Origin of the sequence: Rossellomorea pakistanensis (genome assembly GCF_016908495.1) — a bacterium.
In the GTDB taxonomy this organism is placed as follows: Bacteria; Bacillota; Bacilli; order Bacillales; family Bacillaceae_B; genus Rossellomorea; species Rossellomorea pakistanensis.
Map to the genome: position 1 here is coordinate 1415650 of NZ_JAFBDZ010000001.1, position 25450 is coordinate 1441099.

Annotated in this window: 26 protein-coding genes and 3 other annotated features; of the genes, 3 read left to right on the top strand and 23 right to left on the bottom strand. The window is 37.1% G+C overall.

Annotated elements, in window-relative coordinates; genetic code table 11:
• Positions 1-137: 137 nt before the first annotated feature.
• Both JOC86_RS06935 and zapA read right to left on the bottom strand, forming a co-directional pair.
• Complete coding sequence (locus tag JOC86_RS06935) at positions 138-683, bottom strand: CvpA family protein (RefSeq protein WP_205169433.1); 546 nt, start codon at positions 681-683, stop codon at positions 138-140.
• Positions 684-688: 5 nt separating this feature from the next.
• The gene (gene zapA, locus JOC86_RS06940; RefSeq protein WP_205169435.1) at positions 689-949 is read right to left on the bottom strand and encodes a cell division protein ZapA; all 261 of its coding nucleotides are present in this window, start codon (positions 947-949) and stop codon (positions 689-691) included.
• A 130-nt stretch (positions 950-1079) separates the two neighbouring features.
• Between zapA and rnhC the strand changes: the two genes are divergently transcribed.
• Positions 1080-2003 carry a ribonuclease HIII gene (rnhC, locus tag JOC86_RS06945; RefSeq protein WP_205169437.1) on the top strand — a complete coding sequence of 308 codons (924 nt, stop codon included), beginning with the start codon at positions 1080-1082 and terminating at the stop codon, positions 2001-2003.
• A gap of 65 nt (positions 2004-2068) precedes the next feature.
• Here the strand turns inward: rnhC and pheT are convergent, their stop codons facing one another.
• The 3 genes from pheT to JOC86_RS06960 form a co-directional block, all read right to left on the bottom strand.
• Positions 2069-4483, bottom strand: a complete 2415-nt coding sequence (gene pheT, locus JOC86_RS06950) for a phenylalanine--tRNA ligase subunit beta (protein WP_205169439.1) — start codon at positions 4481-4483, stop codon at positions 2069-2071.
• A gap of 20 nt (positions 4484-4503) precedes the next feature.
• Positions 4504-5541: a phenylalanine--tRNA ligase subunit alpha gene (gene pheS, locus JOC86_RS06955; RefSeq protein WP_205169441.1), complete on the bottom strand. Its 1038-nt coding sequence runs from the start codon at positions 5539-5541 to the stop codon at positions 4504-4506.
• Between the two features lie 75 nt (positions 5542-5616).
• Positions 5617-5857 (bottom strand) — a binding site (T-box leader).
• Positions 5858-5941: 84 nt separating this feature from the next.
• Complete coding sequence (locus JOC86_RS06960; RefSeq protein WP_205169443.1) at positions 5942-6694, bottom strand: TrmH family RNA methyltransferase; 753 nt, start codon at positions 6692-6694, stop codon at positions 5942-5944.
• Positions 6695-6841: 147 nt separating this feature from the next.
• On the opposite strand from JOC86_RS06960, the gene sspI reads away from it, so the two are divergent.
• A complete protein-coding gene (gene sspI, locus JOC86_RS06965) occupies positions 6842-7048 on the top strand; it encodes a small acid-soluble spore protein SspI (protein WP_205169444.1) in 207 nt (68 codons plus the stop codon).
• Between the two features lie 256 nt (positions 7049-7304).
• On the opposite strand, the gene JOC86_RS06970 is transcribed toward sspI, so the two are convergent.
• Both JOC86_RS06970 and JOC86_RS06975 read right to left on the bottom strand, forming a co-directional pair.
• Entirely contained in the window at positions 7305-8390 is a 1086-nt protein-coding gene (locus tag JOC86_RS06970; protein ID WP_205169446.1) for a M42 family metallopeptidase, read from the bottom strand.
• An 86-nt stretch (positions 8391-8476) separates the two neighbouring features.
• Entirely contained in the window at positions 8477-8965 is a 489-nt protein-coding gene (locus JOC86_RS06975; RefSeq protein WP_205169448.1) for a dUTP diphosphatase, read from the bottom strand.
• Between the two features lie 393 nt (positions 8966-9358).
• On the opposite strand from JOC86_RS06975, the gene JOC86_RS06980 reads away from it, so the two are divergent.
• A complete protein-coding gene (locus JOC86_RS06980) occupies positions 9359-9745 on the top strand; it encodes a sigma-w pathway protein ysdB (RefSeq protein ID WP_205169450.1) in 387 nt (128 codons plus the stop codon).
• Between the two features lie 210 nt (positions 9746-9955).
• Here JOC86_RS06980 and JOC86_RS06985 read toward each other — a convergent pair whose 3' ends face one another.
• From JOC86_RS06985 to mutM, 16 genes are all read right to left on the bottom strand, one after another.
• On the bottom strand, positions 9956-10531 hold the full coding sequence (locus JOC86_RS06985) for a TVP38/TMEM64 family protein (RefSeq protein ID WP_205169452.1): 576 nt from the start codon (positions 10529-10531) through the stop codon (positions 9956-9958).
• Between the two features lie 135 nt (positions 10532-10666).
• Positions 10667-10960 carry a DUF1294 domain-containing protein gene (locus JOC86_RS06990; RefSeq protein ID WP_205169454.1) on the bottom strand — a complete coding sequence of 98 codons (294 nt, stop codon included), beginning with the start codon at positions 10958-10960 and terminating at the stop codon, positions 10667-10669.
• A 239-nt stretch (positions 10961-11199) separates the two neighbouring features.
• A complete protein-coding gene (gene rplT, locus JOC86_RS06995) occupies positions 11200-11559 on the bottom strand; it encodes a 50S ribosomal protein L20 (RefSeq protein WP_205169456.1) in 360 nt (119 codons plus the stop codon).
• A 28-nt stretch (positions 11560-11587) separates the two neighbouring features.
• Complete coding sequence (gene rpmI, locus JOC86_RS07000) at positions 11588-11788, bottom strand: 50S ribosomal protein L35 (RefSeq protein WP_071411100.1); 201 nt, start codon at positions 11786-11788, stop codon at positions 11588-11590.
• 23 nt (positions 11789-11811) lie between these two features.
• Positions 11812-12330 (bottom strand): translation initiation factor IF-3, encoded by a 519-nt coding sequence (gene infC, locus JOC86_RS07005; protein WP_205170189.1) that lies wholly within the window; start codon positions 12328-12330, stop codon positions 11812-11814.
• A gap of 63 nt (positions 12331-12393) precedes the next feature.
• Positions 12394-12528 (bottom strand) — a sequence feature (ribosomal protein L20 leader region).
• A 1177-nt stretch (positions 12529-13705) separates the two neighbouring features.
• A complete protein-coding gene (gene thrS / locus JOC86_RS07010) occupies positions 13706-15637 on the bottom strand; it encodes a threonine--tRNA ligase (protein ID WP_205169458.1) in 1932 nt (643 codons plus the stop codon).
• Between the two features lie 55 nt (positions 15638-15692).
• Positions 15693-15949 (bottom strand) — a binding site (T-box leader).
• Positions 15950-16146: 197 nt separating this feature from the next.
• Positions 16147-17001, bottom strand: a complete 855-nt coding sequence (locus JOC86_RS07015) for a putative sporulation protein YtxC (RefSeq protein WP_205169460.1) — start codon at positions 16999-17001, stop codon at positions 16147-16149.
• Positions 17002-17390: 389 nt separating this feature from the next.
• Positions 17391-18323 carry a primosomal protein DnaI gene (gene dnaI / locus JOC86_RS07020; RefSeq protein WP_205169462.1) on the bottom strand — a complete coding sequence of 311 codons (933 nt, stop codon included), beginning with the start codon at positions 18321-18323 and terminating at the stop codon, positions 17391-17393.
• A gap of 9 nt (positions 18324-18332) precedes the next feature.
• The gene (locus JOC86_RS07025; protein ID WP_239587410.1) at positions 18333-19736 is read right to left on the bottom strand and encodes a replication initiation and membrane attachment family protein; all 1404 of its coding nucleotides are present in this window, start codon (positions 19734-19736) and stop codon (positions 18333-18335) included.
• A gap of 152 nt (positions 19737-19888) precedes the next feature.
• Complete coding sequence (gene nrdR / locus JOC86_RS07030; protein WP_205169464.1) at positions 19889-20344, bottom strand: transcriptional regulator NrdR; 456 nt, start codon at positions 20342-20344, stop codon at positions 19889-19891.
• Between the two features lie 71 nt (positions 20345-20415).
• On the bottom strand, positions 20416-20793 hold the full coding sequence (locus JOC86_RS07035; RefSeq protein WP_205169466.1) for a hypothetical protein: 378 nt from the start codon (positions 20791-20793) through the stop codon (positions 20416-20418).
• A 313-nt stretch (positions 20794-21106) separates the two neighbouring features.
• Complete coding sequence (speD, locus tag JOC86_RS07040; protein WP_205169468.1) at positions 21107-21487, bottom strand: adenosylmethionine decarboxylase; 381 nt, start codon at positions 21485-21487, stop codon at positions 21107-21109.
• A 581-nt stretch (positions 21488-22068) separates the two neighbouring features.
• On the bottom strand, positions 22069-23100 hold the full coding sequence (locus tag JOC86_RS07045; protein ID WP_205169470.1) for a glyceraldehyde-3-phosphate dehydrogenase: 1032 nt from the start codon (positions 23098-23100) through the stop codon (positions 22069-22071).
• Positions 23101-23291: 191 nt separating this feature from the next.
• Positions 23292-23894, bottom strand: a complete 603-nt coding sequence (coaE, locus tag JOC86_RS07050; protein WP_205169471.1) for a dephospho-CoA kinase — start codon at positions 23892-23894, stop codon at positions 23292-23294.
• 23 nt (positions 23895-23917) lie between these two features.
• Positions 23918-24550 carry a sporulation membrane protein YtaF gene (ytaF, locus tag JOC86_RS07055; RefSeq protein WP_205169473.1) on the bottom strand — a complete coding sequence of 211 codons (633 nt, stop codon included), beginning with the start codon at positions 24548-24550 and terminating at the stop codon, positions 23918-23920.
• Between the two features lie 73 nt (positions 24551-24623).
• On the bottom strand, positions 24624-25448 hold the full coding sequence (gene mutM, locus JOC86_RS07060; protein WP_205169475.1) for a DNA-formamidopyrimidine glycosylase: 825 nt from the start codon (positions 25446-25448) through the stop codon (positions 24624-24626).
• Positions 25449-25450: the final 2 nt, after the last annotated feature.

The following is a 25450-nucleotide window of genomic DNA, read 5'->3' on the forward strand; positions in this document are numbered from 1 at the left end:
AAGGATAGAAAAAGAGGCTTTCCCATGGTGTCAGGAACCAGAGCTTCGATCTATAGAAGAAAAGCTTGAGAAGCATCTTCTATACATGAATGAACATCATGGTTCTAGCCTCCTTGTGGGTCAGCCTCATATAATCATCATGGTTTCTTGACGTATTCAATCCACCATTCTTTCACTTGTTCTGATAGGATCGGTGTGTTCTGAACCATCATATTTGCTATAGCGGAATCATTTATCAGATTTTGAACCGATTCAATTGGTAATAACACAGCAATATATAATAAGATGAAGATCATTAAGTAAACCTCAATAAAGCCTAATATGCCTCCACCAAAAACGTTTAACTGTTTAATAATCGGGAGATGTGAAAGAAAATCGAGCATTGCCCCTACTAAATGTAAAACAATTTTCACCGCGAAAAAAATAAGGGCAAAAGCAATAACACGGTAATAAGCTTGATCTAAATTAGCCCCCTCAAAAATCATGTTTAATGTGGATTGCTTATCAAGAACTGGATAAGGAACCCACAGGGTTAGCTTTGGTGCGAGTTGATCATAATACATGTATGCTATGATAAAAGCAGCAATGAATCCGGTCATATGTATTAGTTGAAGGATAAAGCCACGTTTTAATCCGATAAAAAATCCGATGACTAATATTACTAGAAGGGCTAAGTCGAGCATAGTGTTCAATCCTTTAGGTTTTTTAATTCTTTTTCTAAAAGCTCATATTCTTCTTTAAGCTTAAGATAATCATGCACAGCATTAACAGCTGTTAATACCGCTAGTTTACTAGTATCTAAGGAAGGATTCAAGGAGCTCATTTCACGCATTTTATCATCTACTTGTGAAGCTACATGACGCATATGACTTGTTGACTCAATTCCTACAATGACATATTGCTGTCCATATATATCAACTGTTGTTCTGTTTTTTCTTTCTTTAGACAACTCAGAGTGCCTCCAATCTTAAGAATCCTAAACAATATCATAACATGAAACTTTTTATTATGGAAAGAAATTGTCGTCTAAAGTCAAATTATGTTTAAATTAAGGAGATTGAAGGAAAGGAGAGAGTAAAATGGCTAACACAGTATTAATATGTAAACCAGCTATTATTGAAGAAATGATTCATTTTTATAAATCAACATTATCCGATAAAAAGCCACCTGGGTCTGTTTTTGTAGCTAAACCAACCGGGTGCACAATTACTGCCTATAAGTCTGGTAAGGTGTTATTTCAGGGATCAAATGGGGAGATTGAAGCGGGAAAATGGGGAGATGGAACCGCAAAATCCATTAATGCCCCTAAACAACAGCCTTCCCATCTTCCTGAAGGCTTTGCAAAGCTATCGGTTATTGGATCGGATGAAGTCGGTACAGGAGATTTCTTTGGTCCGATTACCGTAGTCAGCGCTTATGTAAAAAAAGAGCAAATGGCTTTACTAAAAGAATTAGGGGTAAAGGATTCTAAAAATATAAAGGATGAACAGATTATTGAGATTGCCAAGCAGCTGATTGTCACAATTCCTTATAGTTTACTTATCCTACATAATGAAAAATATAATGAACTACAAGCAAAAGGGATGACACAAGGAAAAATGAAAGCATTGCTTCATAATAAAGCAATTTTGAATTTATTAGATAAAATTTCCCCGGAAAAACCAGAAGCGATATTGATTGATCAATTTGTTGAGAAGAACACATACTATAAGCATATTGCCGGTCAAAAGATCATTCAAAGAGAAAAAGTCTTCTTCAGTACTAAAGGTGAAAGTGTCCATCTTTCTGTTGCTGCTGCATCTATAATTGCCCGTTACGCTTTTTTAAGAGAATTTGATAAATTAAGTGAGAAAGTAGGACTTTCTTTACCAAAAGGGGCAGGGAAGCAAGTGGATATCGCTGCAGCAAAAATCATTCGAAGCGACGGAATCGACCACTTAAAAAGTATGACGAAATGGCATTTCGCTAATAGTGAGAAAGCGATTCATTTGGCTAGGAGATAGGCATTGGCTGATAAAAAATAAAAACCAGACCTTCAACATTCCAAAAAGGTCTGGTTTTTCTATTTCTATCCTCTTAATTCTGCTCCTGCTTTATCTTTTACAGCAGCTAATACTTTATTATGAGCTTTCACTACTTCTTCATCCGTTAATGTTCTTTCAGGGTCGAAGTATTTAAGTGAATAAGCTAGTGATTTTTTTCCTGGCTCCATGTGTTCACCTTGATAAAGGTCAAATAAAGTCACTTCTTTTAATAGCTTTCCACCTGTTTCTTTTATCAATGATTGTAGTTCTCCTGCTTTGACATCCTGGTCAACCACAAGAGCAATATCCCTAGTGATATAAGGGAATCTAGGAATTGGTTGATATTGAAGCGGTGCCTTTTCGTAATGGAATAATGGCAAAGCTTTTAGTTCAAATGCATATGTTTCATTCAGGTCCATCTCTTTTTCAACTTCTGGATGAATTCCACCAACGAATCCAATTACTTCACCATCAACTAAAATTTCTGCTGTACGACCTGGATGGAAGCCATCTATTGTTGCTTGTCGGTAAGTAACAGCCTCCTCTATTCCAAGCTCTTTACACAATCCCTCTAAAATCCCTTTTACAACAAAGAAGTCTACATCCTTATTCTCACCCTGCCATGCATGGGAATACCACTTTCCAGTTAGGACTCCTGCAATATGCTCCTCTTCAGTTGGAAGTACATCTTTTCCTTCATTAAGGAAAACCGAACCGATTTCATAGAAGCCTAATGCATCATTTTTTCTAGCAATATTATAAGAGACGACTTCTAGCAACTGTGGAATGATACTTAAACGGAGGTTGCTTCTCTCTTCACTCATTGGCATAACCAAACGAACTGGCTCACGCTGATCAATGGCGTATTGTGTTGCCTTTTTATCACTTGTTAAGGAATAGGTAACAGCTTGAAGAAGTCCTGCCCCTTCAAAATAACGGCGAGAGACTCTTCGTTTTTGTTGATAGGAGCTTAATCCACCAGGTGTTGCTTCGCCTTCTGGAAGTGTTACTGGAAGACGATCATATCCGTAGAGCCTCGCAACTTCTTCTAGTAAATCCTCTTCAATCGTGATATCGCCACGTCTCGTCGGTGCTGTCACAGTAAATTGATTTTCTTTCGTCTCAACAGGAAATTGAAGACGTTTGAAGATTTGCTCTACTTCCTCAGCTGAAATATCTGTGCCCAAAGTCGAATTTATTTTTTCAAGTGTAATGGATACTACTTGAGGGTGAATATCTAATTGATCAAAAGCAACAGATCCAGAGGCAACATCTCCACCTGCATATTCCGCCATTAAAGCGGCAGCTCTTTCTGCTGCTTCTTTTACACGATAAGGATCTACCCCTTTTTCAAAGCGAGTACTTGCCTCACTTCTTAAGCCATGATCTTTTGAAGCGGAACGTACTGTTGATCCCTTGAAATAAGCAGATTCGATCAGAATGGTTGTTGTATCATTCTGTACTTCAGAATTTGCCCCACCCATTACTCCAGCTAAAGCAACTGGCTCTTGACCATTTGTAATCAGTAGCTGCGAGCTCTTTAATGTTCTTTCTTCATCATCAAGGGTAGTGATCTTTTCACCCTCATTTGCTTTTCGCACAAGAATTTCTTTAGAACCTAATCGATCATAGTCAAACGCATGTAACGGCTGTCCATATTCTAATAAAATATAGTTCGTAATATCAACAACATTATTATGGGGACGAATTCCTGCTGCAATTAAACGATTTTGCATCCATAATGGTGAAGGGCCAATTTTTACGTTTTTTATAATCTTCGCTACATACAGTGGGTTGTCTTCTTTTGCATCGACTTCTATAGAAATATAGTCAGAAGCTTTTTCAGATGTTTCATTATGCTTTGTTGATGGTTTTTTAATTCCAACACCAAGAATCGCCCCTACTTCATAGGCGACACCCATCATGCTTAAACAATCTGATCGGTTAGGTGTCAGTCCTAACTCCAATACAGCATCGTCTAAACCTAGCTCTTGAACAACATCTGCCCCCACTTCAGCCTCTTCATGGAATACATAAATTCCTTCAGCATGCTCTTTTGGAACAAGTTTGCTTTCAACACCAAGCTCTTGAAGAGAACAGATCATTCCGTGCGATACTTCTCCACGAAGCTTTGCTTTTTTAATTTTGAAGTTTCCTGGTAAGACAGCTCCTACCTTTGCAACAGCAACTTTTTGTCCACTTGCCACATTAGGTGCACCACAAATGATTTGAACCGGATCTCCTTCACCCACATCGACCATACATATATTTAATTTATCTGCATCTGGATGCTGTTCACATTTTAAAACATGACCGATGACAACGTTCTTGATGTCTTTTCCAATTGTTTCGACACCCTCCACTTCAATACCACTTCTCGTTATTTTTTCTGCTAGGTCTTCAGGGGAGACTCCTTGTAAATCAACATAATCCTGAAGCCAACTATATGAAACAAACATACATTAACCCTCCGCTCTCTTTATTCTTCTGTGGCAAATTGTTTGATAAAACGAACATCATTCGTATAATAATGACGAATATCATCTATCCCATATTTCAGCATGGCAATCCGTTCAGGTCCCATTCCGAATGCAAATCCAGTATATTTTTTAGAATCGAATCCTGCCATCTCTAAAACATTTGGATGGACCATTCCTGCTCCAAGAATTTCAATCCAGCCTGTCCCCTTACATACATTACATCCATTACCTCCGCAAATTTTACAGGAGATATCCATCTCAACAGATGGTTCTGTAAACGGGAAAAAGCTTGGACGCAAACGAATTTCTCGTTCCACTCCAAACATTTTTTTAGCAAAAACTTGGAGTGTTCCTTTTAGGTCACTCATTCGAATATTTTCATCAATGACTAACCCTTCAATTTGCATGAATTGATGCGAGTGCGTAGCATCATCTGTATCACGTCTGTACACTTTCCCAGGACAAATAATTTTTACAGGGCCTTTCCCTTTATGTGATTCCATCGTTCTTGCTTGAACCGGTGATGTATGTGTACGCAGGAGAATTTCTTCTGTGATATAGAATGAATCCTGCATATCACGGGCCGGATGCCCTTTAGGTAGATTTAATGCTTCAAAGTTATAGTAATCCTTCTCAACCTCTGGTCCTTCTGCAATGGTGTAACCCATTCCAATAAATAAATCTTCAATTTCTTCAACAATTTTTGTTAAGGGGTGGTGATTACCTTTGCGGACAGGTCGACCTGGTAATGTTACATCAATGGTCTCTGATTGAAGTTTTTTCTCGACAGCCTCTTTTTCTAGAGTGGCCGACTTTTCTTCAATTTTACTTGAAATCGCTCCCCTTACTTCATTGGCAAGAGCTCCCATTTTCGGACGTTCTTCTGCTGAAAGCTTCCCCATCCCTTTTAAAACTTCAGTTACTGGACCTTTTTTTCCTAAATAGGCAACTCTGATTTCATTTAAGGCTTTGAGATCCTGAACTTCTTCAATTTTGCTTAAAGCTTCTGATTGAAGTTCCTTAAGTTTTGCCTCCATTACATTCTTCCTCCTTTAGATATTCTAAACGTGTTTGTTTGAAGTTTTTGGACAAATAAAAAAACCTCCTCCCAGTTAAGGGACGAGGTTGTGATCGTGGTACCACCCTTTTTAGTATAGGTTCTTTCACCCATACTCACTTCATTCGGATAACGGCTGTTCGCCGGTACACCTTTACACCCCTAAATATGGAATGGTCCCGGTGTCAACTCAGGAGGTGAATGTTCGTACATTTTTCATAAGAGTGTTCTCAGTCTATGACACTCTCTCCCTAAATGAAAGGCAATGGACTACTTTTCTCCATCATCGTTTTGTTCACGTTATAGAATTCAATATATGATGTTGTTTTATTATAAAAAAGATTTCAAAAAAATTCAAACCCTTTTCAGCTTTCTGATACCTAATTTTTCAAATGGTATAGTAAAACCCCGGCTGCAACAGATACATTCAATGATTCTGCCCGTCCACGGATTGGAATATACAGATTTTGGTCCGTTTTCTGTAAAATTTCTTCTGAGACACCATTGCCTTCATTTCCAACAATGAGGGCAAATGATTTCTGTGGTGATACAGATCGATATTCTACTCCATCCTCTAGAGATGTTCCATATATCGGAATACCCATGGATTTACATTCTTCTATCCATCCACTAATATCGTCATGAAAAACGTTTAGATGAAAGTGACTTCCTTGTGCCGAACGTAACAATTTTGGATTATATAAATCGACTGTCCCGTTTCCAAGAATTACTGCGTCAATTCCAGACGCATCAGCCGTTCTAATCATAGTGCCGATATTACCAGGGTCTTGTACCCCGTCTAATAATAAATAAGTTCCATGATTGGGCTTAACAGTTTTACTTTGTTTATTACAAATGGCGAACACACCTTGAGTGGTTCCCGTATCTGAAAGAGCTTTTGCGACTTCTTTGGAAACCATTGTAATGGAGACTTCATCATAGTCCCAAGAATGTGGAAGGTCAACTTCTTCATTCATAATGAGTTCAACTATGTCTTCCTTATATTTCAATGCTTCCTCTACAAGATGAAAGCCTTCCAATAAGTATGTACCAAATTCATCTCTTCCTTTTTTGGTTAAAAGCTTTTTCCATTGCTTTACCTGAGCGTTTTTTGCCGATTGTATATACTTCAAAAAGGTTCTCTCCTTTTATTACAGTACGATTTCTATTATGGGCCAACATAACTGAATTTACATTATACATGATTCTTTATACATAATAAATTAAGACAAGAGAAAAATAACTAGGAATCAAATTCAATGTAGAAAGGAATCGTGAAGATGGGACTTAACTTACGAAATGCTGTTATTCATAATGTTCAAGGAAATAATCAAGAAGAGCTTAAAGCTACAATTGTGGATGCTATTCAAGGCGGAGAAGAAAAAACACTTCCAGGACTTGGCGTACTACTTGAAGTATTCTGGAATCATGCCAGTCAAGAAGAACAAAAAGTGCTATTAGAAACGATTGAAGAAGGATTAAAATAAAAGGTTGGCCCTATGCGGGTCAACTTTTTTTTACATAATAGATTGAAATGTTACGAATTGATTTATCCTGTCCAGCTCCAGCCCTAGCTCCTCGAGACATAAGTCAAGCCACATAGAAAGGGAAAAGGCACCCTTTCTATGTGACTTGTCTTATGCTTGTCGGAGGCCCACAGGATGTAGGGCAGAAAGGCGTTGCCACAGGTCGTGGCGATCTTAGCCTTTCATCCTCTGCAAGGCGGTTCCGCTTTTCTTTTAATCAATCAAATGTTATCGTGTTTACTGTGTCACGATCTAAACGTTTAATCACTTCTGTAATTAGCTTTACTGCATTTTCGTAATCGTCACGGTGAAGCATTGCTGCATGAGAATGAATATAGCGTGTTGCAATGGTTATGGACAAAGCTGGAACCCCATTAGACGTTAAGTGAATGGCACCAGAATCTGTTCCTCCGCCTGCAATGGAATCAAATTGGTACGGAATATTGTTTTCGTCTGCAACATTGGTTACAAAGTCTCTTAATCCTTTATGAGACACCATTGATGCATCATAAAGAATAATTTGAGGACCTTTCCCCATTTTGCTTTGTGCTTCTTTCTCAGAAATTCCAGGTGTATCCCCGGCAATCCCAACGTCAACTCCAAAAGCGATATCAGGTTGAATGAGTGTAGCTGATGTTTTCGCTCCTCTTAAACCAACCTCTTCTTGAACCGTACCCACACCATATACAACATTAGGATGATTCTCACCCTTTAATCCTTTCAAAACATCAATAGCTATGGCACAACCAATACGGTTATCCCAAGCTTTTGCTAATAACATTTTTTCGTTATTCATTACGGTAAATTCAAAATATGGTACGACCATATCCCCTGGTCGAACGCCCCATTCATTTGCTTCTTCACGACTAGAAGCACCAATATCAATAAACATATCCTTAATGTCTACTGGTTTCTTTCTAGCTTCAGCCGGTAGAATATGTGGCGGCTTCGAACCAATTACCCCAGTGACATCCCCTTTATCTGTCACTACCGTTACACGTTGAGCCAGCATAACCTGGGACCACCAACCACCAACTGTTTGAAAACGGAGGAATCCCTTTTCATCAATTTGAGTGACCATAAAGCCAACTTCATCAAGATGACCAGCAACCATGATTTTAGGACCGTTTTCATCTCCAACTTTCTTAGCGATTAGGCTTCCTAAACCATCTGTTATAATTTCATCAGAAAAAGGCTCTATGTATTTTTTCATGACGTCTCTTGCTTCTTTTTCGTTCCCAGGCACACCTTTAGCATCTGTTAAATCTTTAAGCATACTTAATGTTTCATCTAACTTAGTCATTAAAATTAACCCCCCATGTTCGATTGGTAATATTCCCTATTTTATTATACTTAATTCTCTGAAAATGTCCAAAATAGTGACTTAATCTAGTATCCCTCTTGCTGTCTCTGATAATTCACTTCATTTTTATTAAAATAAGCATTCACCACATCACTGTGTGAGAATCCTAAGAGTTCTCCCAAATAAAAATACTGGTTTAGAAGTGATTGATATTCCGAAACTGAATAACTCATTTGAAAGTCATGGATGGATCTATAAATGATTAAAAATTGTTCCGTTACATCTTCTACTGTAAAATTTGTTTCTTTCAAGTTTATTTGTTTAATTCCAATCTCAAGTCCTAATGATAGAATAAAATGCAATCCATCCACAAATTCCTCTAAAATAACCTGCTTTTCTGAGGCAGGCTTTTTGCTCCAAAATTTAAATGCTCTTGTTTCATTCGCAAGCTCTCCAATTTCAACTAAAAGAGCCAGTACTTTTTTAGGAATTAAACCCTGATCCTTCAATCCATTCTCTTCTTCAATGTAGCGATCTAGTTCAGCTTGCATCTCTAGCAGTTTATTTATATCCACGCTAAATCTCCTTATCCTCAAATTTTTTTGACCTGATAACGGACAAAAATGGGGAGAAATCAATGAATATTTTAACATACAGTATGGTTAAGGATACAGGATACTAGAATTCAGTGTAAAATTGTTGCTACCTGAAATAGTCGGAAATACATCTTAGAAGCACTGAGCAGCCTGAATAAACGTAGAATTCTGCGGGAACAGTGGCCAAGTGAGCCCCCGCAGGGTGCGAGGAGGCTCACGGGTCACCCTATGGTGAGCGAAGTATATTCATGCTGCGGGTAAAATAACAACGAAAAATGCCTTTTCAAAAAAATAAAAAATAAATGAAACCTTTTCAAGATGTCATCCGTATACATACAAAAGAAGACTGCCTACTATTGTGGAGGGAATATTATGCTTTGGCTCATACGTATTTTAATCTTTTTCATCATTATCTATTTTATTTACCGTGCTATTAAATTTCTTATTGACCCAAAGCGAAAACTGGATCTGGCTATTGAACAAAAAAAGTTTTATTTCTACGATGATCAGGAAAATGTCAGAAAAAATTTCCTTTTAACTTATAAAGGCGTTTTATTTGAAGGAGAAAAATACTTAGGAACTACTGAACAATCTTTTGAAGTTGTATCCATTTTTGTTTGGACTAAAAATATCTCGTCTCTAAAGGGAATGTCTAAAGAGGATTTCCACTATATTGAGCAAGAAATCCAAGAAAGATACCCTAACTCTATAGTTGATTGGAAGAGTCCTATTAAAGAATTTTTAAATATAAACAAATAGTAGAATAAGTGAAATCTACTAAGGATGAAAGGCAAGTTCGCCACATCCTTGGGATCACTTGCTAATCATAAATCGAGCCACCAAGGAAGAGTGCCCCCCCTTCCCAGGTGGTTTATCTTATTCCCGGAGAGCACTAAACATTTTAAAAAGTTTTATCCGAAAAAGAAAAAGAGATGACCTAATTCGTTCACCCCCTTCACTCTTCCACTATTATGATTTTGCCGGCTGAAAGAATTCTTTCCATTTCATCACAATCACTTTCTCCCTAAGCACATAAAACAAAATCGACAAGGCAAACAAGATAAGGATCATCATACTAATTGAAAACTGTGAAATAAATTCTCCGAACACGGTATAAAAAAAAGCAAGTGGGAGATTTGCCCAAAAGGAATGAACCGCATAATCTTTCAGTCCAGGTTTTCTTTCCATTAAGCATACATTTAATAGTTGATAGTGAACAAAAGGGATTAGACGGAGAACCGCAATCTGCCCTACTGTTAGCTTCGCATGACGACCAAACCACTTCGACTTGGTTGTAAGCAGCTTCTCTTTCGTTTTTGGCATTTTGTGTATCACACAATAAAATCCAATTGATAATAATGTTAATCCAATCAAAGAGTAAAGACTCCCCAACACACTACCAAATAAAATGCCCCCAGCCATACATACAAGGACGACAGGGATAAATAAAAACTGGCGGAGAATATGAAACAAAATAAAAACAATCGGAGCTAAAAATCCACTGGACTCAATAAATGCAAAGGCAACAAGAAGTCTTTCGTCCAATATTCTTCACCCCTTACTAGCTGTAAGCAGCCTATTAAAGCATATACAAAAATACCCAAGGTTATGACATCCAATGTATGAGTAGGTGGGATTGATGATGATTACTGCTTTTATTGAAACCCTTCAACTATTGGCCTATAACCAGCCACTTATTTTTCCGTATAAAATAAAAATGGCAATTCCCTCAAAAATTGCTAAAAGCGGTAGACCTATTGAAAACTGACGATGTTTTGTTTTGTGACGAAAGCGATTCATGCCGAGCATTGTCCCAAGTGCTCCTCCCAATAATGAAATTCTCCAAATTGTTTTTTCTGGAATTCTACGAGCATTTTGTTTTTTTGATTTATTCTTATCCAGCCCCATTGTGATATAGCCCATAATATTAATGAACAGAAGGTAGAGGATAAAAATGATTAATAAAATATCCATATAAAAACCTCACAAATATAACATGGTATATACAACTTTACTTAAGGCTGTTTTCGTAAACATTGTTGTTATTTGAAAAGAGTTAGTTGGTTGGAGCGGAAGGATCTCACTTTCCGCTCCAACCAACCTTTTCACAAAAAATCAATGCTATAAAAACAACAACCTTTTTGAAAACAAGCTTACTTAAATATAAGAAAAGCCATCCTCTTTTGTAAAGAGAATGGCTTAGTGAATCAAAATTAGTTGTCTAATTTTGATTTAGCTGTGTCAGCTAATTGTGTAAATGCTTTTTCATCGCTAATAGCAAGATCAGCTAGCATTTTACGGTTTACCTCGATACCAGCAAGCTTTAATCCGTGCATTAAACGGCTATAAGAAAGACCGTTCATACGAGCTGCTGCATTGATACGAGTAATCCAAAGCTTACGGAAATCGCGCTTCTTTTGGCGACGATCACGGTAAGCATACATATAGGATTTCATTACTTGTTGGTTGGCAACTTTGTATAATGTATGTTTTGAACCGAAATAACCTTTTGCTAATTTAATAACCTTTTTACGACGTCTGCGAGTAACTGTTCCGCCTTTTACGCGTGGCATAGAATTTCCCTCCTAATAACTTTCAGTATTATTTAATGTTGTCAAGCATATGACGAATGCGTTTGAAGTCTCCCTTAGAAACAACAGCCGCTTTACGTAATTTACGTTTTGCTTTAGTAGATTTGTTTGCAAATAAGTGGCTTGTATAAGCGTGAGAACGTTTTAATTTACCGGAACCCGTCTTTTTAAAACGCTTAGCTGAGCCGCGGTGAGTTTTCATTTTTGGCATTTGCAATTCCTCCTCAGGGTCAATTACTTTTCATTAGTTGGTGCTAGTACTAAAAACATGCTTCGACCATCCATTTTCGGCTTTGATTCAACCGTAGATACTTCTTTGCAAGCTTCTGCAAAACGATCCAACACACGTTGACCAATCTCTTTATGTGTGATTGCACGGCCTTTAAAGCGAATGGACGCCTTTACTTTGTCCCCTTTTTCAAGGAACTTAATAGCATTACGAAGTTTCGTGTTAAAATCATGCTCTTCGATCGTGGGGCTCAGACGAACCTCTTTCAAATTAATGATTTTTTGATTCTTGCGTGCTTCTTTTTCTTTCTTTTGTTGCTCAAATTTGTACTTACCGAAGTCCATAATACGGGCTACCGGCGGTTTCGCATTTGGTGCAACCAATACAAGATCAAGATTCACACGGATAGCAATTTCTAAAGCTTCGTTCTTTGATTTGATACCAAGCTGCTCGCCATTTTGGTCAATAAGACGAACTTCACGAGCTCGAATGCCTTCGTTTACGATCATATCCTTGCTAATAATTAGCCACCTCCAAGGTTTATTAAAGAATACTTTGTTTGGGAAAGAGCTTATTGCAGGTCATTAGGGCATAAAAAAATACGCGTGTCGAAACACCCGCATTAAATTAAAAACGATAAACGTCTTAAATTCATTCGTTGATACCTGCCAACTGCGCCATGCGTCAATCAGGTGAGAAGCGGGTTGCTTCTTCTTTGCCACAAACTGTATTCAATTCACCTTAGTAAATATATCATAAGCAATTTAATGCTGTCAAATGATCGCTTTAAAATCACAACATATTTCATATTAGCAGAATGCGAATGATTGTGCAACCTTTTTTTAGTGTGGTTTTACTGCTTTGGCTTAGCAAGTGCTTTTACTTTAAGTTCATGGTGTCCGCTCATCCCGTTAATGAGTGACTCTTAGATGGGGAGGTAATACATTTTCGTTTTTATTAGTTTTTTTGGGAGTAACAGACCCCTATGCTTTTGAAGGGAGAGTGATAAAGGGCGTGATTAGAGGGAAGGTTTTTAAAAAGGGAGGGGGCATGGGTTTTTGGATGGGATGTGTTTCTAAGTCCTATCTATCTTGCTTTGGTTTGAGCTTCTACTCGTCTCAAGAGCGTGGGGTCAGTCCCTTCTATCGTGGAGGGTATCTTTTATGGAAGAGGTCATATTGGTTTCAAAAATTGGGTGTGACGGACCCCTATGATTTTGAAAGGCGAGTGCTGAAGAGCGTGATCGGAGGGAGATTTCTTTGAGTGGTGTGTGTTTCATAATTTATTGGATGGGATTATATCTCGTTTTAACTTTCCTGCTTTGGTTTGAGCTGCTGCTCTTTCATTTTCATGCTGTCTGATAAGAGAGACGGGACATTTTTAATTATAAAAATATTGATAAATCAACGTTTCTATTTTTAAACTATCATAGATTTTGCCCTTTTCGGACAGCCTCCTCTTCTACTATGCCACACAATATGTCGTTCTTCAGACTACTTTTGATGAAATATATCACTTTTCCTTTGGATTTCATATGATTATTTATTCCAGCCCCTTCATGCACAAGGAGAATCATCATTTTCCTTATCTTGAATGTAGTAATGCACAACTTTTTGATTTTATGCACAAAAGTTTAGAGGAAAAGCACGAGAATCTAATTTTGTGCACGAAATTGACTAGGAAGGGCACGAGATTTCAAATTTATGCACATGCTAATATGCAGGGGAACGATTCAAAAGTAAGCCATTATAAAATTACAAATAAAAACAAAGGACTGTCTTAAATCAAGGGATCAGTCCCATAACTGCGATAGAGAGAAGAAAGTCTCCGGATCATCTTCTATCTATGGGCGAATAGTGTGGTTCTTATTCCCTTGTTAGACAGCCCCTTTTTCATAAATTAACGTTTGATTTCTGGAAGAATCCCCTCAATAAACTGTGCTAGAGGAACTGTCTCTGACTTTTGTTCCCCATATTTACGGACGTTTACAGCCTCATCTTTAATCTCATTATCACCAACAACTAGCATATAAGGGATTTTACTCATTTGGGCTTCTCTTATCTTATAACCAATTTTTTCATCACGTTCATCAAGCTCTACACGAAGTCCTGCAGCTTGTAACTTCTCTTGAACTTTTTTCGCATAATCAAAATGTACTTCAGGTGATACTGGGATAACTTGAACTTGAACAGGTGCCAGCCAAGTCGGGAAAGCTCCTTTATATTCTTCAATAAGGAAGGCTACAAAACGCTCCATCGTAGAAACGACTCCACGGTGTATAACCACAGGACGATGTGGTTTTCCATCTTCACCAACATAAGATAAATCGAAACGTTCAGGTAATAAGAAGTCTAATTGAACAGTCGAAAGAGTCTCTTCTTTTCCTATAGCCGTTTTTACTTGAACATCAAGCTTCGGTCCGTAGAAAGCTGCTTCTCCATCTGCTTCAAAATAAGGTACGTCAAGCTCGTCCATCGCTTCTTTTAACATGGCTTGTGCTTTATTCCACATTTCATCATCATCATAGTATTTTTCTTTATCTTCTGGGTCACGGTAAGATAATCGGAACGAGTAATCCTTAAGATCGAAATCTTTATACACCTCTTGTACAAGACGAACAACTCGTTTAAATTCTTCTTTAATCTGATCTGGACGAACAAAAATATGTGCATCATTTAACGTCATTCCACGAACTCGTTGAAGACCGGATAATGCACCAGACATTTCATAACGGTGCATTAGCCCAAGCTCAGCAATCCGAATCGGTAGTTCACGATAGCTGTGAATACTATTTTTATAAATCATCATATGATGCGGACAGTTCATTGGACGTAATACAAGGGATTCATTATCCATTTCCATTACAGGGAACATTCCTTCTTGGTAATGATCCCAGTGACCACTTGTTTTATACAAATCAACACTACCCATAACAGGTGTATAAACATGGTCATAACCAAGGCGCTCCTCTTTATCAACAATATAACGTTCGATAATACGGCGAACCGTCGCCCCTTTCGGAAGCCACATTGGAAGTCCTTGTCCAACCTTTTGAGAATTCATAAATAAATCTAATTCTTTTCCAATTTTACGGTGGTCACGCTCTTTCGCCTCTTCTAATAAACGAAGATGCTCGTTTAATTCATCTTTCTTGAAGAAAGCAGTACCATATATGCGCTGAAGCATCTTATTGTCACTGTTTCCACGCCAATAAGCTCCTGCAATACTTAAAAGTTTGAACTCTTTAATTTTATTTGTTGAAGGAACATGAACTCCCCGGCAAAGGTCAAAGAATTCTCCTTGACGGTAAATCGAAACCTGCTCACCTTCAGGAATTGCCTCAAGAAGCTCAAGTTTATATTCATCATCAATTTCTTTAAAGATGCCTTCCGCTTCACTACGACTAACATCTTCCCGAACAATATCAAGGTTTTCACCGATTATCTTTTTCATTTCCTTTTCAATCATCGGAAGATCTTCAGGTGTAATCGATTGATCTAAATCAATATCATAATAGAAGCCGCCCTCAATCACAGGACCAATTCCCAGTTTAACACCTGGGTATAGACGTTTAATCGCCTGTGCCATAAGGTGGGCAGTACTGTGACGTAAAATTTCTAATGCCTCGTCTTGCCCTTGTGTTATGATTTCGATTGACCCATCGTTTTGAATTCCGGTTCGGAGATCAAGCGGTTGACCATTTATTTTACCAGCAAGCGCTTTTTTCTTTAGTCCTGGACTAATAGAAGCAGCGATCTCTTCAGTCGTAGTTCCTTTAGGAAACTCCTTCACATTCCCATCAGGGAACGTCAATTTAATACCATCTGACATTTCTTTTCACTCCTTCATAATTTTAAAAAATACAAAAAACCCCGCCCCTTCATATTGAAGGGACGAGGTTAGATCTCGTGGTTCCACCCAACTTCTCACAATATTCGAAAATGAACATTATGACTTCATTGATCGTTCTATAACGACGGTTCTCGCCGTCAATCACTACTGAATAAAGAGATCAAGCTCTCTAGCGTTCATGATTGAAGTTTAAAGGTGGTAAGTATTTAACTCGTGTTAGGAAGTTTCCAGCAAACCTTCCCTCTCTGTTAACCGTAAATAGAATACTTTTATCCTCATCATAACCTTTGTAATGTATGTGATTAATATGTAGGTAATTATAAGTGGTTATAGGATGAAAATCAAGAGCTTACATAAAAATGACCATTTTTCACAAACCTTGTTGCCTACATTCCCTGTTTGCTGGATATTAAAAGTGTGTGTGGTCAAGGCTGGCTCCTTATAGAAAATGGTCTATATACCAACCTTTTCGATCGGGTACAAAGAACTTACTCATTCACAGCTTCACTTATTCCCCTAATCGGGAAAGAACAAGAAGGAAAAATCTGTACTCGCTCTTCAAATATATTTTGAATCGTGCGAATAAGATTGGATTCTGGCTGATCACAGTAAACTAAAATTTTTTCAGGTGCCAATGATAATAATGGAGCAATCGTATAAGAGTCAACATACAAAGGATGATTCGTTAACAACCGCTTATCAATTAACGAAAGAAGCTTTTCTCTCGTTAACTCTTCAAAAAATTGATCATAAAACGTAAATCCATAGCTTGAAAAGTAAAGGTGAATGATATCCATCTTTTTTTCACGACTAGACAAATATTCTCTTAGCATATGAATGAACATTTGATAATCTTGCTCCATTTTATATTCATCAATGGCAATATCTACATATTCCATTGTACGTTCTTCCAATTTTTTTAATCGAAATTTAACAAATGAATCAAAGGAAACAGGCCCATCACTCTCCGTAATTCCCTCAAGATTCTCCAATAAAAACTGTTCTTCATCCCATTCTTTCAAAAGTTGTACAAGTTCTGGTCTTTCTCCATTAAACATTTCGATCATAATCTGTAGGATTTGCTCTTGTTCATGCGGATCATTATATAAATAAAACTCCGATAATATCGTAGAAGCCCAATCTAATCGTTTACTATTCAAAATGAACATGGCTAACTGCTTGACCACACTTTGACCATTCTCCTCAAGCTGATTTATAGAAACAACATAATGTTTTTGTTGTTGAAATAGTGTTTCGTGGAGCCATGATTGACATGATTCTACCTCTAAGTACTTCTTTAGATTCGCTGCATCTCCGTAATGTTTGAAAATGATTTCAAACAAATCTGCTCCCCCCTTAAAGCCAAATCCCTGATTTATATATATGGGGTGAGTGGACAAAATAGAAGTCTCAAAGTTAAATAATAAAACGTTAAATTAAAAATGGTAGAAAACTTTTATAAAACGAACTTTCTGCAAACTTTCTGAATTAGGAGCTTTGTTTATAAAAAAAGGCTGTTTTCCTAACTTTGTTGCTACTCTTCAAAAAGAGTAGCGGGTGATTTCCGCTCCAGATACTCCACCTTATTACAAAAATTTATGTTCTTAAAAAACAAGAAAACAGCCATAAAAAAAGACAAAGTACACTCAGAATTCACCTGAGGTTACTTTGTCCTTTTATCATCATTAGAAGCTTCATTATTACTATAAATATTTAATCAGTACAGATACTACTACTGTCTCCTATTCATTCCCTCAATAAGAACCGGCTGCGTTAAATATTTGATTCTTTCCATGATCCTTGCCGCCTTTAGCTTTTCTTCTTCCCCTCTTTGAGAGTAGGTTAAATGGTGTGTTAGACCGTTGTAATCAAAGTTAGAAGTAAAGAATGTCGGCAAATTCTCAAGCATACGGAATTGAAGAATCGTACCTAGGATCTCGTCTCGTCCCCAGCTGGTCATCGATTCTGCTCCAATATCGTCCAACATTAAGATAGGGGCTTTCTTAACAGCTTCTAATTTGCTGTTAAGAGAATGGTCTTGAAGCGATTGCTTTACCTCCCTGAAAAACTCAGGGACGTAGACGATAAGAGAGGAGACTTTGTTCTCAGCCAATTCATTCGCTATCGCTCCTAATAGATACGACTTCCCAACGCCAAACTTCCCGTACAGGTATAGACCTTTTTGTACGTTTTCAGTTGAGTAATTTTCCACAAACTCTTTTGCCAACCTTACAGCCTTCAATCGACTTGGTGAATCTAATCCTAATGAAGAAAAGGACGCTTCCAAAATATCTTTCGGAACATAAATACTTTGAATTAACGTTTCGGTTTTTTTCCTCTCATCATACATTACTTTATTCGGACAGCGATGGTAATCAATATCAATCGTATTCCCTCTTAATACTAGATTTGGCTCAAAGCCTTTCATCATATTTTTACAATGATCAAGACTTTGGCATTGTCTACATTCTTTACTTTGAGAAATATATTCGTAAAGCTTCATGAGACTTCCTTCAATCATTGACCTAGTTATTTGATTTCTATTCATTTCGATAAAATGACGAACATCTGGGTGGTTTAAAATTTCATTTTTCAATGATTCATATCTTTTTTTAAAATCATCAGAACCCGCCAGCTTTTTTAATGTATCGTTAATTTTTTCCATCCTAACCACCTACTTTCGGAAGTTTTTTAACTCTTCCTCTAGTTTTCTCTTTTCTTCCTCGAAATTTTCTTGGTCTACTTCATTCGTCTTTTCATTTCCATTAGAATCATTGAACCAATCAGGTAGTTTCTCTGTTCTAAGCGGTTTTCGATTCGGACTTTTCTTTTCATTTTTACCTTCTGCCCAAGATAAATACTGACGATGTTCATTTTTAGCAAGTTCCATAGCTTCTTGTACAGTTTTGACTTTTTTCCTTGCCCAGTGTGATGCGATTTTGTCTATATAACCTTTTGAAAGCTTCATATCGGTTTTCAACAGAACATATTGGATTAATACATTTACAACACCAGCAGACAGTTTTTGGGTGAACATAACCCCTTCTATCGCCTGCAAATCACTCTTAGAGGGTTCAATCCCACCAGAAATATCTTTCAACAAGTCTTTAGGTGAGGTTGATTCTAAATAATGAATGAGCTCCTCTTCTTTTGTTGATGGCTTAGCCTGAACTTTTCGATATTCATTAGACTGGATTTTAGAAGTAAGTTGAGGTAACTTGTCACCATGACTCATTTGATACCAATCTCTTGCTGTTTTTCTCAGTGCTTCAATATCAATACGGTCTTCTTCATCTAATGCATTTAGGACTACATTTTTCATTGTAATAGCGTCAATCCCATAGAGATTACTTAGTTTTAAAATCGTTTCTTTAACAAGGGGAGTAAACGACCTTCTCGGAACCATAGATTGAGATAAACCTGAAAGTAATAGATCAAAATTAAAATCTATTTGATCTAATGGTACCCCTTTTGATGTTGCCTTACCGATGTATTGCTCGTTTTCTTTTATAGAGCTTGCCTCTTCGACATCTTTATTCATAAAATCTATTTCTGTTGTTGAGTAGACGTCTTGGAAGGATCTAGTTGATTCTTTATATTGGGTCAAATCCATTTTTTCATCGGAAAAGAATTTTTTTAATTTTTGAAAATGAGTTTTCCCAATTTTTCTATACAGGTAGACATTTAACATCCCATCATTGAAAAATTGTTTTGGTGTTAATGGAGGCTGTAGTTCATAAATAAACACTCGCTCACCTGTCTCATTTTCTTTTACAAATGATTTTAGAAGTCCGATTCCTTCTAATTTTAGCCTCGCATCATATACTTCCTGTAAATTTAACGAAAGAAAGTTCATCATTTGATAGTGTGTAGATTCTTCTGACCATAATCGATTTTTTTCTACTTCTGACCATAAAGTCATATATAAACTGAAGCAGGCTGCTCCAATGAGTGGTTGATATAAAAATGTAATTGTCTTTCGTTCATATTCTTCTAATAAGCCATTTGTCCCTACAATGTAACGATCGACAGGCTGAACTTCATTCCAATGCTTTTTCACTTCACTCTTACCTTTCATTTTGAAGATAAAGAGAAAAAGAAAAGGGCTGTCTCCAAAAGAGTCCGGAACCACATTATTGTCAATATACAGAAGTTTTTTAATGTTTCTTCTATATATTATTGTTGTGATTCCTGATATCTTTGTTTTTGGACAGCCTCTTGTTTACTTTATTACTCTTTTTTTATTAAATCTTTTAATTCATCAATAAATACATTTATATCTTTAAATTGACGGTAAACAGATGCAAATCGAACGTAAGCCACTTCATCTACCTTTGCGAGCCTGTCCATCACCATTTCCCCAACTGCATCAGAGTAGACTTCTAAGTTACCCTGGTTTCGGAGTTCTTGCTCAATATCATTGGTGATAAATTCTAACTGCTCAAGTGGAACTGGTCGCTTTTCGCAAGCTCTGATTAGACCTCTCAAAATCTTCTCGCGGCTGAATTCTTCTCGAGTTCCTTCTTTTTTTACAACAATTAACGGTAATTCTTCTACCTTTTCAAAAGTTGTAAAACGGTAGTTACATTCTTCACACTCTCTTCTTCTACGAATCGAGCGTCCCTCATCAACTGGACGTGAGTCAACCACTCGTGTCCCATTATGTTTACACGTTGGGCATTTCATCGTATCCACTCCGTTTATACATTATCATTATCTTCATCATATATAAATGGGCTTAATAGTACAAGGCAAATCTATTTTCTTATCAGTTGCTTGTCCAATTTTTCATAGTAGGACAACGCTTCATGCTTTAATAGCGGATATGTACCTGAAAGTTTTTTTCCATCAGTACTGATTTTAAAATCAACAGCTGTCTCGAAAGGGCGGACCGTAATAACCGTCACCACGATAAATAAAGGGGGTCTATCAATTTTTTGAATGGTTAGTTCTCCACGTTCTTTCGAATCGGATATCACCTTAAATGGCTCATTTACAAAAAGGTCTAGAACTGATTTGTAAACCTTATCAAATGCTGATTTATAATAATGAGTCTTTAATTCTTCATCCACAGGTTGGTCACCTGTTTCACATTCTGTATTAAATCTTCTTAGTAAAGACTGTACAACTCCCATTTATTAGTCCCCTCCCCTTCCTATTATACAATATAAAATATATTTAAAAAACTTTATCTTAAATAGAATTCGTAAACAATATTGACTTAATGTCTATCCAATGGCCGATTCCGGATTCTTATCTGATTTATGGCCAAAAAGATAGCCAATCTACACGTTTTCAAAAACAGGCATATAAAAAAGGTTGACTCTAGAGTTAAGTGTCTGGAGCTATTTAATCAATATATAGATAACTAATGAAAGCTCAATCTACCTATTGATTGAATAGTTCCGGACTCTCTCCTAAAGTCAACCCCGTCTAATTCATCATCATTTATAGTGCATTTGCTTTTGATTGTTTTACATGAACAGGACCCATACCACGTGGTAACTCAATTGTTTCACGTGTTTGAGCACCTAGAGCTTCAGCAATATAATCAGCAGCAATATTAGGATCTAAATCACCGCATGTATACACATCAATACTTGCATATCCATGTTCTGGAAAACTATGAATAGTTAAGTGCGATTCTGAGATAATTACAACACCGCTAACTCCTTGTGGAGCAAATTTGTGAAAGGCTACCTCTCGAACCTCTGCACCTGATTTTAGTGCAGCATCCACAAATGTTTGTTCAATTTGTTCTACATCATTTAGCTTAGCAAAATCGCAACCCCATAATTCAGAGATTACGTGACGACCCATTGTTTCCATTGATCGTTTCCCCCTTTGACATAAATTTTTTCGTCAAAATGAACATTTCCTTTGGCAAATTTGTTACTACCACGGGGGAAAGTTAGTCCGAAGAGGTCCTAACCCTTTAAGTAGTTAACATTCTTTCATTATGCTTTCAAGAAGTTCACGAAAAATAGTATACTTTGTTTAATTCCTTTTTGCAATAAAAGTTTGAAAAAAAATACGAAATTTAGTTCAAAGGCTTGCTTCGATCTCCCTTATTCTAAGTGCATTCTATTTGGCTGTTGAAAAGGAGTTTGTTGGTTGCAGCGAAAGATGACCGCTTTCCGTGGGGCGGGCGGTGTCCCCCCTCGTCGCCTTGCTCCTGCTTAGGTCTCACCTGTTCCGCTGCTCCCGCAGGAGTCTCGCCCTTGCAGCGGAGACCAACCTTAAAATTTATGTTCTTAAAAAACAGTATTCTATTTAGATAGATGGCTGTACTTTTTCTTTCGAAAATAAGCTATAAATTAAAGTCATTACAAACGCAACGAATAAAGGAAGAAGTAAACAACAAAAAAGATGACCCAAAATCAATTGGATCACCCTTAATCAATCGAATATTATCCAGCCTTTACAGTGGATTCACTATTTAATTTTTGTGCAACAAAATTCGCAAGATCAACAACTCGGCAAGAATAGCCCCACTCATTATCATACCAAGCTAGTACTTTCACTTTACGGTCACCCATGACAATTGTAGAAAGTCCATCGATAATAGCGGAATGTGGATTTGTATTAAAATCAATGGACACAAGTGGTTCTGTCGTATATTGGAGAACTCCGTTTAAGCTACCTTTTGATGCCGTCTTAAACGCATCATTGATTTCTTCAACTGTTACATCACGATTTAAATCTACAACTAAATCAACAAGTGAAACATTTGGTGTAGGAACACGTAATGCCATTCCATGAAGCTTTCCTTTTAACTGTGGTAGAACTAATGATAATGCTTTAGCAGCTCCAGTTGTAGTTGGAATAATCGATTGCCCACAAGCTCTTGCGCGTCTTAAATCCTTATGCGGATTATCAATATTCTTTTGATCGTTAGTGTAAGCATGAACAGTTGTCATTAAACCATTTTCTATTCCAAATTGTTCATCTAATACTTTCGCTACCGGAGCTAAACAGTTTGTTGTACATGATGCATTGGAAATAATGCTATGCTCTTCTATATTTAATGCGCTTTCATTTACGCCCATTACAATCGTTACATCTTCATTTTTACCTGGTGCAGTTAAAATGACTTTCTTCGCTCCTGCTTCAAGATGCAGACTTGCTTTTTCTTTAGAATTGAACTTTCCAGTTGCTTCAATCACTATATCAATATTAAGCATTTTCCACGGTAATTGTTTAGGATCACGATTATTAAGTAGCTTCACTTCTTTTCCATTAACAATAATCGCGTCATCCTTCGCTTTTACTTCTCCATCAAATGTTCCGTGATTTGTGTCATACTTTATAAGATGCGCTAAGGTTTCAGCGGGATAGCTTGCATTAATTGCGACAATATCTAAATTTTTCTCTGTAATCGCTTTTCTAAAAACCATTCTTCCAATACGTCCAAAACCATTAATCGCTACTTTTGCCTTCATTAATCCGGCTCCCCTCTATATAAATGTTATACTTATGAGTGAATTAACTAAAATTAGTATAACATATTTCCCGAGATTTCAAATGATTAATTTGTATATTTTTAATGTCTATTTTTTCAGAATTTAAGGAATAGACTTACATTAAATCAAACAAAAAAAGAGCCTAATCATTAAGCTCCTTTTCAACGGTATTAAGGATCTAATCCCCATTTCATTAAAATTTCCTCTACCTGATCTTTTGTCTTCTCTATCGTTTCATTGTTATCAATCACAATATCTGCTCGCTCAGCTTTTACTGAAAGGGGGAGTTGAGAACGAATTCGTGCTTGTGCTTCTTCTTCCGATAAGTCATTTCTCTCCATTAACCTTTTTAACTGAGTATCTTGATCAACATATACGACCATTACTTTCTCAACCATCCAAGTTAATTTGCTCTCATATAATAATGGGATGTCCATAAATACCGTATTCTTTCCAGCCTGTTCTGCATTCTCTTTTTGTAAAAGCATTTCACGGCGAACGGCAGGGTGGACAATGGTATTTAACTGCTTTCGCTTTGATTCATCATGGAAGATGACGGCACCTAGTTTTGCACGGTCAATAGATAAGTCTGATTGCAAAATTTGTTCACCAAACTCATTAATAATCTGATGATAAGCTTGCTCTCCAACCTCTACCACTTTTCGTGCAGCAACATCTGCATCAATTACTGTAAATCCTTTTTCTTGAAGCATATTGGTTACGGTACTTTTCCCGCTCGCAATACCACCTGTTAAGCCTATTACCTTGACCATTGTTAATTCCCCTTCACATAGAACTAAAACCTAAGTACACCAATTAGAATAAGTAGAATTCCCGGCAAAAAGGACATACGCTGAATCCACTTTAAATGGGAACAAACTTTTCCAATCTTTAAACCACCATAAATAAATAGAAAACTCATAATCATCACCGCGACTGCCAATAGTAGGGGAGAGTACCCTAAAAGAGCTGCTCCAATACCAGCACCAAATGCATCTAGTGACAAAGCGACACCAAGCATGAATGCCTCAATTCCTGTAATTGTTCCTGAACGGTCAAAGTCCGCAGCTAGAGGACGCTTTAAAATATTTATAACAAGCCCAATAGACTTGATTTCAAAATTGAATAACACCTTTTCATCATTAGGAACTCCATCTTTTTCCGGTCGAAAAAATTGGTACAAAACAAAAGCGCCTAATGCAACTAAAATAATTCCACCGATACGATCTGCGACAGCTGGAGACAAGAAAGCTTCAATCGCTTGCCCTAACAGCATTGCAAGTAGTAACGATCCAGCTGAACAGATCGAAATGATACAAATCGATTTTAATGGCATTCCCATTTTTCGAAGGCCATAAGTTAGACCTGTGCTAAAACTATCCAGGCTCACAGCAAGAGCAAGTAGTAATAATGAAATAGATGAATTCATTTTGGTAAGCTCCTTCCAAAAAAATCGGTAAGATAGTATATGGAAGGAGCTTATATAATGTTAAATCATCTTTTTACTTTTGACATTTCTTGCAATAATGCGTGCCTCTACCAGCAGTAACGATTTTTTCTATTACTGCTCCACATCTTTTACACGCTTCTCCTTTTTTACCATAAACATACAGAAGTTGTTGGAACATTCCGATCTGCCCCTGGGAGTTGACATATGAACGAATTGTACTTCCCCCTTGCCGAACTGCTTCATTCAATGTTGAAATAATTTCAGCATGCAGTTTTTGTATCTCACTGCTTTTTAATGATTTTGCTTTTCGATCGGGTAAAATGCCCGCTCTAAATAAAGCCTCATCTACATAAATATTTCCAAGACCTACAACCACCTTCTGATCAAGTAAGACGGCCTTAATGATTCTTTCTGTCTTTTGCAGCTTCTGTTTCAAATATGCTGCAGTGAAATTCTTTGAAAAAGGCTCAGGACCTAACTGACTAAGGGGGAGATACGACTCCTCCTCACCCTTTTTAAATAAATGCATCGTTCCAAACTTTCGAACATCCTTATAGCGTAAGGTTGTTCCATCTGTAAATGTGAAAATCACATGTGTATGTGGTTCTAATTCTAGATCCGGATCGTATAAACCATAACGACCTTCCATTCGCAAATGAGATACTAGTGCGAAATGGTTTGTATAAAAGACTAGAAACTTTCCTCGTCTATTAACGGTTTCAATGGTTTCACCTTGAAGAAGTGTCTTGAATTCATCCACTTCAACCGGGTGTTTAATGATTTTCGGCCAAAAAACGGTTACTTCTTTAATCGTTTTCCCTTTCACCAACTCGATAAGTGTTTTTCGGACCGTTTCTACTTCTGGAAGCTCCGGCAATA